At 67.0% G+C, this 8,846-nt stretch carries 12 protein-coding genes; 2 read left to right on the top strand and 10 right to left on the bottom strand.

All coding sequences use genetic code 11. The annotated features are described in order from the left end of the window. Positions 1-54 precede the first annotated feature (54 nt). On the bottom strand, positions 55-510 hold the full coding sequence (locus IE266_RS17555) for a ParB/Srx family N-terminal domain-containing protein (protein ID WP_229864238.1): 456 nt from the start codon (positions 508-510) through the stop codon (positions 55-57). A 138-nt stretch (positions 511-648) separates the two neighbouring features. Here IE266_RS17555 and IE266_RS17550 point away from each other — a divergent pair, with 138 nt between their 5' ends. Beyond that, on the top strand, positions 649-978 hold the full coding sequence (locus IE266_RS17550; protein WP_189681414.1) for a helix-turn-helix domain-containing protein: 330 nt from the start codon (positions 649-651) through the stop codon (positions 976-978). Between the two features lie 4 nt (positions 979-982). After that, positions 983-1,843 carry an ImmA/IrrE family metallo-endopeptidase gene (locus tag IE266_RS17545; RefSeq protein WP_189681413.1) on the top strand — a complete coding sequence of 287 codons (861 nt, stop codon included), beginning with the start codon at positions 983-985 and terminating at the stop codon, positions 1,841-1,843. A gap of 358 nt (positions 1,844-2,201) precedes the next feature. On the opposite strand, the gene IE266_RS17540 is transcribed toward IE266_RS17545, so the two are convergent. The 9 genes from IE266_RS17540 to atpD are packed head-to-tail and all read right to left on the bottom strand — an operon-like array spanning position 2,202 to position 8,558. Then, positions 2,202-3,023 (bottom strand): F0F1 ATP synthase subunit gamma, encoded by an 822-nt coding sequence (locus IE266_RS17540; protein ID WP_189681412.1) that lies wholly within the window; start codon positions 3,021-3,023, stop codon positions 2,202-2,204. After that, positions 3,020-4,522: a F0F1 ATP synthase subunit alpha gene (locus IE266_RS17535; RefSeq protein WP_189681411.1), complete on the bottom strand. Its 1,503-nt coding sequence runs from the start codon at positions 4,520-4,522 to the stop codon at positions 3,020-3,022. Before IE266_RS17535 ends, IE266_RS17540 begins: the two co-directional genes overlap by 4 nt. After that, a complete protein-coding gene (locus IE266_RS17530; protein ID WP_189681410.1) occupies positions 4,503-5,231 on the bottom strand; it encodes a F0F1 ATP synthase subunit B family protein in 729 nt (242 codons plus the stop codon). The genes IE266_RS17535 and IE266_RS17530 overlap by 20 nt, the downstream gene beginning before the upstream one ends. Continuing rightward, complete coding sequence (locus IE266_RS17525; RefSeq protein WP_189681409.1) at positions 5,228-5,476, bottom strand: F0F1 ATP synthase subunit C; 249 nt, start codon at positions 5,474-5,476, stop codon at positions 5,228-5,230. Before IE266_RS17525 ends, IE266_RS17530 begins: the two co-directional genes overlap by 4 nt. Further along, on the bottom strand, positions 5,473-6,186 hold the full coding sequence (locus tag IE266_RS17520; protein ID WP_189681408.1) for a F0F1 ATP synthase subunit A: 714 nt from the start codon (positions 6,184-6,186) through the stop codon (positions 5,473-5,475). The genes IE266_RS17525 and IE266_RS17520 overlap by 4 nt, the downstream gene beginning before the upstream one ends. Next, positions 6,183-6,449: an N-ATPase subunit AtpR gene (locus IE266_RS17515; protein WP_229864236.1), complete on the bottom strand. Its 267-nt coding sequence runs from the start codon at positions 6,447-6,449 to the stop codon at positions 6,183-6,185. Before IE266_RS17515 ends, IE266_RS17520 begins: the two co-directional genes overlap by 4 nt. After that, positions 6,446-6,715: an AtpZ/AtpI family protein gene (locus IE266_RS17510; RefSeq protein ID WP_189681407.1), complete on the bottom strand. Its 270-nt coding sequence runs from the start codon at positions 6,713-6,715 to the stop codon at positions 6,446-6,448. Before IE266_RS17510 ends, IE266_RS17515 begins: the two co-directional genes overlap by 4 nt. After that, the gene (locus tag IE266_RS17505; protein ID WP_189681406.1) at positions 6,712-7,158 is read right to left on the bottom strand and encodes a F0F1 ATP synthase subunit epsilon; all 447 of its coding nucleotides are present in this window, start codon (positions 7,156-7,158) and stop codon (positions 6,712-6,714) included. The genes IE266_RS17510 and IE266_RS17505 overlap by 4 nt, the downstream gene beginning before the upstream one ends. Next, positions 7,155-8,558 carry a F0F1 ATP synthase subunit beta gene (atpD, locus tag IE266_RS17500; protein ID WP_189681405.1) on the bottom strand — a complete coding sequence of 468 codons (1,404 nt, stop codon included), beginning with the start codon at positions 8,556-8,558 and terminating at the stop codon, positions 7,155-7,157. Before atpD ends, IE266_RS17505 begins: the two co-directional genes overlap by 4 nt. Between the last annotated feature and the right edge of the window lie 288 nt (positions 8,559-8,846).

Genomic DNA, 8,846 nt, shown 5'->3' with positions numbered 1-8,846 from the left:
TTCGAGCGGCAGCAGAAACTGAGACACGAAGGCGTCTAAGAAACGCGGGGCTATTCAAACCACGTCATCCTCTGGATCGCCCGGTTCCTCGGGCGACACCGCCGCCATGATGCCGTCGATCTCGGGGATCGAGAAGCCGGTCAGGCCGATGTCGAAGTCAAGATCGCTCGACATCAGCGCCCCAAGTTCGGCAGCAAGCAGATCCTCGTCCCAGCCGGCGTTCAGCGCCAGCTTGTTGTCGGCCAGGACATAGGCCCGCTTCTCGTCCTCGCTCATGTGCTCGATCCTGAGACAAGGCACTTCCACAAACCCGAGCAGCTTCGCCGCCTCCACCCGACCATGGCCGGCCAGGATGGTCCGGCGCTCGTCGATGAGCACCGGGTTGGTAAATCCGAAACGGGTGATGCTGTCGGCGATCTGCCGAACCTGCTTCCTTGAATGGGTCCGCGCGTTGCGGGCCCAGGGAGCAAGATCGCTGATCGCGATCCGCTCGATGTTCTGATGGGCCATCTTGGCCTCCTCTGATTATCACTGCTCATGCCGATCCGATTCTGATGATCGGCCCCTATCGTCAGATGTATCTAACGGCTGGCCTTGCGTCAACCTTGAGCGTATGAACATGTAAGATACGTCAGACGGGAGAGACGCATGGATATCGGGGAACGGCTCTACAGCCTGCGCCAGAAGACGGGCGAGTCGCTGCAGCAGGTGGCAGACAAGGTGGGGGTCTCGAAGGCGCATGTCTGGGATCTGGAGAAGGGACGCAGCCGCAATCCCTCCTTCGAGCTCGTGCGCAAGCTTGCGGAACACTATGGCGTCGGGATCGACGTCCTGACGGGCAAGACCGGCGAGCCCGCCGCGTCGGACATCAAGATCGAGCGTATCCACCGCGATTTGGAAGATCTGTCCCAGCGCGACCGAGATATCATCGCCGAACTGATCGAGACGATGAAGCGCAACAAGGCTTCGAACGGCTGACCGCTTGGAACTCTCCCGCTTCGACCTTGCCGAGATCTCTGCGCCGCGCCGGCTGGGACAAATGCTGCACCAGAAGCTGGGCGCAATAGATGGTGCTGTTCCGATCGTGGAGATTGCGCGGGCGCTCGACATAGCCGAGGTGCAACTGGATCTCTTCGACGGCTTCGAGGGAATGCTGTTGACTGACACCCGTCGCAGCACCGGCGCCATTCTGGCGAATACGCGACACGGCAACCGTCGTGCCAGGTTCACAGTGGCGCATGAGCTTGGGCACTTCCTGCTCGAGCGTCATATGCTTTCCGACGACGGCGGCTTCCGCTGCCTGCCGGTCGACCTGCGCGAGTACGGCCTGGCCAAACAGCATCAGCGGCAAGAGGCTGAAGCCAATACCTTCGCTGGCGAGGTACTTGCCCCCGTAGCTAGGGTCAAACCCTTCTGTTCCGAAGACCCGGATATCAGGATCGCGCAGGAATTGCGGGACCAGCTCGACATCAGTCTCGAAGCAACTCTGCGCCGGATCATTGACCTCTCCCCGCACGCCCTTGCTGCCGTCTGGTCGGTCAAGGGGCGCATCCGGTACTCAATCAAGTCCAAGGCCTTTCCTTACATCACCTGCAACAAGGGAACCGCAGTTCCACAGACGACAACCGCGTTCCGCGTTATCACCGCCGGCAAGCGCGGAGCGACCAGGATGGATGAAACCCACCCTCTGGCATGGACTGGCCGCCCCGACATTGCCCTGCGCGAACAGACCCGCGTCGGCAAGGACGGTCACGCCATCACTCTGCTCTGGGCTGACCTTCCCGACGAGGATGATGACTATGACGGCGAGCTGCCGGAATTGGGAACCCCGGGCTTCCGCTGAAAAGAACCGGACGGACGTTAATCCCTGATCCTCCTGATCGCTTCCCTGATACCCTTCAGTTCCTTCCCTGTTCAGCCAGAATAAATTCCCTGTTCCTAAAAAACAGGGAAATTCCATCAAGTCACTGATTACGCGTTGATAATCGCGACGAGATTGGCCCAACGGGCCGTTTGGGAGCCTGGAATCACCCGAATTCCCTGTATCTTCCCTGTTGTCAGAGAATTTTGGGCGGAGATGACGTATTCTTTAATGGGCGGGAAACTGAGACCAGATAGCTCGAGACTGGCAGCACAGCCACTTCAAAGCGGACCAAACCAATACCCGATTGCGCATTGTGTCCAAGCCCTCGTGCGGGGCGTCAGGGCGTCTGCTTTCCCATCGACAATTCGATGACCTCGGTTGTCATCTGTTCCTGGCGCGCCTGGCGATAATGCTGGTCGACCTCGGCGCGGCGGGTCTTGAGGTTGGTCTGGGCGCGCGCCATTGCCGCGACGCGGGCCTTGTTCTCGATTCTGAGGCCCTGCATGATCGTTCGGGCGACTTCGGCGAAGAGGGTTTCGGCCAGGAGGCCACGCAGCAGGTCAGCGGCCGGCAGGGTGGTCAGCGGTGGAGCGGCGGTCTTGTCTGGCTTCACGGGGGCACGCGGTTCGAGGGGCCAGATCGCCCACGTTTTCACGGGGAGGCCGGGGGCGTCGGTTCCGGAGAGGGCCGTGATTGGTCCGGGGAAACGTTCGCCCAGTACCAGCAGGACGTCGGTGACGGCGCTGGCCAGGGCCGGTACGAAGCGGGCGGCGGCAGGCAGATCGGCGCTCCAGACCGGCGTGATGCCGGCGTCCGACAGCATGGCCCCGGTGCGCTGACCGACCACCAGCAGGCCGCTGCCCCTGGGGGCCATGTCCTTCGCGGCCTCGGCGACCCGTGCGGGATAGCCGCCGCAGAACCCCTGCGCGGCCCCCACGACGAGGGTCAGGCCCGGCCCTTCGGTCCTTGGGAGCGGCACTGGCATGGCGAGCCGGGTCAGCGCCGAGGACACATGGCCTTCGAAGAGCGAGATCGCGTCGAGCGCGGTCTGGGCATCGGTCGAGTGGGCCGCAGCTATGGCGCGGAGCGCACCGACGACCTCGCCGATTTCGTCGATCACCTCGCGGCGGCGGCGGACGTCTTCCAGCCTTTCGGTCATGTCAGCCCCAGCGTCGCGCGGACGATGTCGGCGAGGGCGGAGCGAAGCTCATCCGGCAAGCGCGCTGTGTCGCTGCGCAGGGCGTCGAGGCGCGGATCGGCGGCCAGCGGAGCGGTGAGGGCCTGTTTCAGGACGGGAATCCGGTCGGGTTCGACCTTGTCGAGCAGCCCGGCGTCCAGGGCGGCCAGCAGGGCGATCTGAGTGAGGAGCGAGAGGGGCTGGAACCTGTCTTGCGCCAGCAGCGCCGCGATGCGTTCGCCGCGCACGAGCCGGGCCGCGGTGGCGGCATCGCCGAAGCCGCCGAAGCGCGAGAACATCTTCATCTCGAGATATTGGGCATAGTCGAGGCGCAGCCGGCCGGCGACGGCCTTCATCGCCCCTGCCTGCGCCTTGCCGCCCACGCGGCTGACCGACAGGCCCACGTCCACGGCAGGGCGCTGGTTGGCGGCGAACAGTGCCGCCGAGGTGACGATCTGCCCGTCCGATATCGAGATGAGATTGGTCGGGATGTAGGCCGACAGATTGCCGGCGTCGATCTCGGCAATGGGCAGGGCGGTGATCGATCCGCTGCCGCGGGCCGCGCCGAGCTTGCCGGATCGCTCCAGAAGCCGGGCGTGGAGGTAGAAGATATCGCCTGGGTAGGCCTCGCGCCCCGGCGGCTGGCGGCTGAGCAGGGCCAGTTCACGATGCGTGGCGGCGTGTTTGGTCAGGTCGTCGTAGACGATCAGGACGTGGTTGCCGCGGTCGCGGAACCATTCCGCCATGCTGGTCGCGGCGAAGGGGGCGAGCCAGCGCAGGCCGGGTTCGCCGGCCGGGTCGGCGACAACAACGATGCTGCGCGACATCGCATCCCGGCAGCGCAGGGTTTCGATCGCCCGCGCGACCGAGGAGGTGCGCTGACCTATCGCCACATAGATGCAGATGACCTCTCCGCCAGCCTGGTTCAGGATCGCGTCGACCGCGATCGAGGTCTTGCCGGTCTGGCGTTCGCCAATGATGAGCTCGCGCTGGCCACGTCCGATGGCGAAGAGGGCGTCGATGACGAGGAGGCCTGTTTCCAGGGGCTCGGAGACGAAATCGCGTTCGATGATCGTCGGCGCGGGGCGTTCGGCGGGCAGGCGTTCGCCAGTCTCGGGCGGGGGCAGTTCGTCGAGCGGGCGACCGAGCGGGTCGAGCACGCGACCGAGCAATGCCTTGCCCACGGGCACCGAGAGTACCTCGCCGGTTCGTTTCACGGTGCAGCCGGCGGCGATTCCCTCGGCAGTGTCGAGCAGGGCGGCCTGCACCTGGTCCTCTTCCAGCGCGAGGACGAAACCACGCGCGCCACCCTCGAAGGTCAGGACCTCGTTCAGCTCGGCTCCGGGCAGGCCGGACAGGCGGGCGAGGCCGTCGGCGATGGCGATCACGGTGCCGAGTTCCTCGGCGGCGGCGCCCAGTTGCGCCGCGGCGATCCGGGATTTCAGCGCGTCGAGCGCCGCGTCAGGCGGAGGCGCGGTCATCTTGCATCGCACTGCTTATCTGGTCGAGGTCATGGGCAAGCGAATTGCGCAGCACCCCGCTGTCCGAGCGCAGCTCCAGCCCGGCGATCAGGTCGGGATCCTGGGTGAGCTGGGCGGTGGCGCCATAGTTTGACAGCGCGTCCTGCGCCGCCTTGAGCGTGGCTGCGGGCAGATCGTCCGGTGACACCAGTTGCAGGTTGCCGCCTTTCAGCAGCGCGGCGCGTTCACTGTCGGTCATCGCCCGCAGGGTCGCGGCCAGACGGTCTGCATAGCCCTGTGGCCCGGCCGGCTGGGCGGCGAGGGCGCGGGTTGCCACAGCGGCGGCGAGATCGCGGAGCTGCGCCATCCTACGCGCGGTGGCGGCCGCTTCATCGCGGGTCAGCGCCGCGCGGCCTTCCGCGATGATCCGTTCAGCTTCGGCATGGGCGCTTGAGAGGAGTTTTCGGCGCTGTTCCTCGGCGTCCGCCTCGGCCTTTTCCAGGACGCCGGCGCGCGCGGCGGCGGAGGCTTCCGCCTCGGTATGCGCCCTCGCGGTCGCGGCTTCGGCCTCGGCCCTGGCGGTATTGGCCGCGTCGAGTGCCGCCTGCGTCTCGGCCCGCCGCTTGGCGATGATTGCGGCGACGGGGCGGAACAGGAAGTGGCGCAGGATCGCCAGCAGGACAAGGACGTTGACCAGCTGCAGCGCGAAGGTCGTCCAGTCGAAGGTCATTGCACGAACGGGTTGGCGAAGAGCAGCAGCAGAGCGATCACCAGGCAGTAGATCGCCATCGTCTCGATCATCGCGAGGCCGACGAAGAGCGTGCGCGATATGGTGCCGGCGGCCTCGGGCTGGCGGGCGATGGCGTCGAGCGCCGAGGATACGGCGCGGCCCTCGGCCAGCGCCGGTCCGATCGCGCCGAGGCCTACCGCGAAGGCGGCGGAAATGATGCTGACGATCTGGATGGTATCGGTCATGGCGTGTCCTTCTGTCTTGATGCGGGAGCGGCGGTTTCGCGCGGGGGGCCTTCGCCGGTCACGGCGGAACCGATGAAGACGAGCGCGAGAGTCGCGAAGATATAGGCCTGAACGGCTCCGGTGAGCAGGTCGAGCGCCATCAGCGGGATCGGCACCAGCAGCCCGGCCAGCGACAGCACGATGCCGACGACGAAGACGCCGCTCATCACGTTGCCGAAGAGCCGGACCATGAGCGAGAAATGCCGCGTGACCTGCTCGACGAGGTTGAGGGGGATCATGACCCAGGAGGGCCGGGCAAAGCTTGCCAGCCAGCCGCCGAGCCCCTGGGCGCGGATGCCCCAGCCGACGCCGGCGGCGAAGACGATTGCGGCCAGGGCGGCGTCTGTTTCGAGATGGGCGGTTGGCGGCTCGACGCCCGGTACCAGCGAGGACCAGTTAGCGCAGAGCACGAAGAGAAGCAGCGTGCCGATCAGCGCGCGGAAGCGGGCGGGGTCGCCGGGGATCGTCGCCTGGATCTCGCCGTCGAGGGTTTCGACCACCAGCTCGATCACCGCCTGGACCGGGCCGGGGCGGGTGGACAGGCGACGGGTTGCGAGGATCGATCCCACCGTCAGAAGCGCCATCACGCCCCAGGTGACGACAACCGGCCAGGTCACCGCCAGCGGGCCGAAGGTGAAGGCGGTAGTCATCGTCAGCGGGCTCTCGATCATCCGAGCCTCCGTAGGACATAGGCGCGGCCCGCGAGCACCCCAAGCGCACCGGCCAGGAGGACGGGCCAGCCGCTCTTGGCGCAGAGCCAGAGGAAGACGCCGAGAAGGGCAAAGCGCGCGACTTGGAGCCCGACCGCGGCAGGACGACCGGCCACCAGAAGGCGGGTCACGCGCTGCAGCGAGGCGAAATGGAACATGCCCATCGCAATGCCGGCCAGGGCGGCGGCGAGCATGACAGCAAGGAAAGTCGGGTCTGCCGTCATTGGTCGTGCATCCATCGCAGGGCCAGCCACAGCCCCAGCACCGCCCCGGCGATCAGCAGGGCGGCCGACATCATGATGCCTGTGCCGAGCCAGCGGTCCAGCCGGCTGCCGGCGTAGATGCCCAGCAGGATCGGGATAACGATCATCCAGCCCAGCACGCCGATCTGCCCGAAGCGCCGGGCGAGCGAGGGTTCGGGGTCGGCCTTGCCGGCGCGGTCGCGCGCCTCGGCACGGCCTGCCGCTTCCTCGGTGCGGTCGTCGTTCATGGCTCGTCCCCTTCTCCGTCGAGCGCCACGGTATCGCCGCCAAGCGCCAGCCCGTGCATAAGGCGTCGGATCGCGCGGGCGTGCAACCGCGCCGACTGGGCGCGGGTCCGGCGCGAGGCGTCGTCGTGGGCGCGGCGGCTTTCGGCCACCTCGGCCTGCAGCGTCGCCAGATCATCGCCGGTCACGGCGTCGCGGCAGGCGACATGGACCGTCTCGCCGCCGGAAACGGTGAAGACAGCCCCCCGGACGACGCAATACCGCCAGGGTCCACTCTCACCGCGCCATCGCAGCACGCCCGCATCGATCACGGTGACATAGTCGGCATGTCCGGGCAGGATGCCGAAGCCGCCGCTGGCATCTTCGCCGCGCAAGGAGAGGATGCCCGTCTCGTCGAGCACGATGCGAAGCGGCGTGGCGATGGAGAGGGAGAGCCCGTCGGTCATGCGGCCTCCGCCTTGCGCGCGGCTTCGCGCTTTTCGGCCTCGTCCAGGGGGCCGACCATGTAGAAGGATGCCTCGGCCCAGTCGTCGCAGTCGCCGTCGACGATCCGGCGGCAGCCGGCGATGGTCTCGGCCACCGGAACGCTGCGGCCCTCGATGCCGGTGAAGGGGGCGGCGACGAAGAAGGGCTGGGTGAGGAAGCGTTGCAGCCGCCGGGCGCGCCCGACCAGCAGCTTCTCCTCGCGCCCAAGCTCTTCGACACCCAGAAGCGCGATGACGTCGCGGAGTTCTTCGTAGTGTTCCATCAATTGGCGCACGTCCGCAGCCGTCCTGGCGTGATCCGCGCCGACGATGACGGGATCGAGCAGGACGGAGGTTGTGCGCAGCGGGTCGATGGCCGGGTAGATGCCCTGCGCGGCCAGGTCGCGCGAGAGGACCACGGTGCTGTCCATATGGGTGCTGATCGCCGAGACCGCCGGATCGGTGAAGTCGTCGGCGGGCACGTAGACGGCCTCGATGGCGGTGATCGCCGCATGTGCGCCCGAGGCGATGCGCTCTTGCAGCCCCGCGACCTCGGTTTCGAGCGTCGGCTGGTAGCCGACCCGCGAGGGCATCCGCCCGAGAAGGCCCGAAACCTCGGCCCCCGCCTGGACGAAGCGGAAAACGTTGTCCATCAGCAGCAGCACGTTGAGGTGGTCGACGTCGCGGATGTGTTCGGCGATGGTCAGCGCGGTCAGCGGCACCCGCCAGCGCGCGCCCGGCGGTTCGTTCATCTGGCCGTAGACCAGGACGGTCTGGTCGAGCACGCCATAGGTCTTCATGTCGTGCAGCATCTCGTGCCCTTCGCGCGAGCGCTCGCCGACGCCGGCGAAGACCGAGACGCCGTCATAGTCGGTGACCATGGCGTGGATGAGCTCGGTCACCAGCACTGTCTTGCCCACTCCCGCGCCCCCGAAGAGCGCGGCCTTGCCACCCTGTGCGAGCGGCGCGAGCAGGTCGAGGATCTTGATGCCGGTCGAAAAGATCTCGGTCCCGGTGCGGCTTTGCGCCAGGTCCAGCACCGGTTGGTGTATCGCGCGGCGCGCGGTGTCGGGGGGCAGGGCGGGACCGTTATCGCCGGTCCGGCCGAGCACGTCCAGCAACCGGCCCAGGGTGGCGTTGCCGACGGGCACGGAAATCGGCGCTCCGGTCGCCTGCGCCGGCATCAGCCGCGACAGGCCCTGCGTCGGTTCCAGCGCGATGGCGCGGAAGCGTTTCGGGTCGAGATGGGCCTGCACCTCGCAGGTCACGTTGGCGCCGCCGGGGTCGACGATCACGGCGGTCTCGATGGCGGGCAGGGGCCCGTCGCAGGTGAAGTCGATCACCGGGCCGCGGACGGCCGAGACATGCACCGTGCCGGTCATGGGGCGCCTTGTCTGTCGAGCGCCCGAGGTCGCGCATTGGTGGCGCGGGCGGGACGCGGTACCATGCCGAGAGCAACAGGCCCGTTTGCCGTGGAGCCGGGCATGTCATCAGGATATGTCTCCGTGACGTTCATCATGCCCGCTTGTCCTTTTCCTGGCAGAAACGGGCTATGCAATCGCCGGTTTCTGGCCACGCGGTATTCAGCGTCCTGGTATCGACAGGAAGCCCGATATGGCGTGCAAATGCCAGAGATTATTGGCCCATCCGGCGCGGCGCGTCGTCGCGAT

This window comes from Seohaeicola zhoushanensis (genome assembly GCF_014656415.1).
Taxonomy (GTDB): Bacteria; Pseudomonadota; Alphaproteobacteria; order Rhodobacterales; family Rhodobacteraceae; genus Seohaeicola_A; species Seohaeicola_A zhoushanensis.
Note: the sequence above shows the minus strand (reverse complement) of the source record. Positions and strands in the feature narration are given on the sequence as shown.

Coding starts and splice junctions, on each gene's coding strand:
- IE266_RS17555 (WP_229864238.1), bottom strand. CDS start 510: ATGGCCCATCAGAACATCGAGCGGATCGCGATCAGCGATCTTGCTCCC.
- IE266_RS17550 (WP_189681414.1), top strand. CDS start 649: ATGGATATCGGGGAACGGCTCTACAGCCTGCGCCAGAAGACGGGCGAG.
- IE266_RS17540 (WP_189681412.1), bottom strand. CDS start 3,023: ATGACCGAAAGGCTGGAAGACGTCCGCCGCCGCCGCGAGGTGATCGAC.
- IE266_RS17535 (WP_189681411.1), bottom strand. CDS start 4,522: ATGACCGCGCCTCCGCCTGACGCGGCGCTCGACGCGCTGAAATCCCGG.
- IE266_RS17530 (WP_189681410.1), bottom strand. CDS start 5,231: ATGACCTTCGACTGGACGACCTTCGCGCTGCAGCTGGTCAACGTCCTT.
- IE266_RS17525 (WP_189681409.1), bottom strand. CDS start 5,476: ATGACCGATACCATCCAGATCGTCAGCATCATTTCCGCCGCCTTCGCG.
- IE266_RS17520 (WP_189681408.1), bottom strand. CDS start 6,186: ATGATCGAGAGCCCGCTGACGATGACTACCGCCTTCACCTTCGGCCCG.
- IE266_RS17515 (WP_229864236.1), bottom strand. CDS start 6,449: ATGACGGCAGACCCGACTTTCCTTGCTGTCATGCTCGCCGCCGCCCTG.
- IE266_RS17510 (WP_189681407.1), bottom strand. CDS start 6,715: ATGAACGACGACCGCACCGAGGAAGCGGCAGGCCGTGCCGAGGCGCGC.
- IE266_RS17505 (WP_189681406.1), bottom strand. CDS start 7,158: ATGACCGACGGGCTCTCCCTCTCCATCGCCACGCCGCTTCGCATCGTG.
- atpD (WP_189681405.1), bottom strand. CDS start 8,558: ATGACCGGCACGGTGCATGTCTCGGCCGTCCGCGGCCCGGTGATCGAC.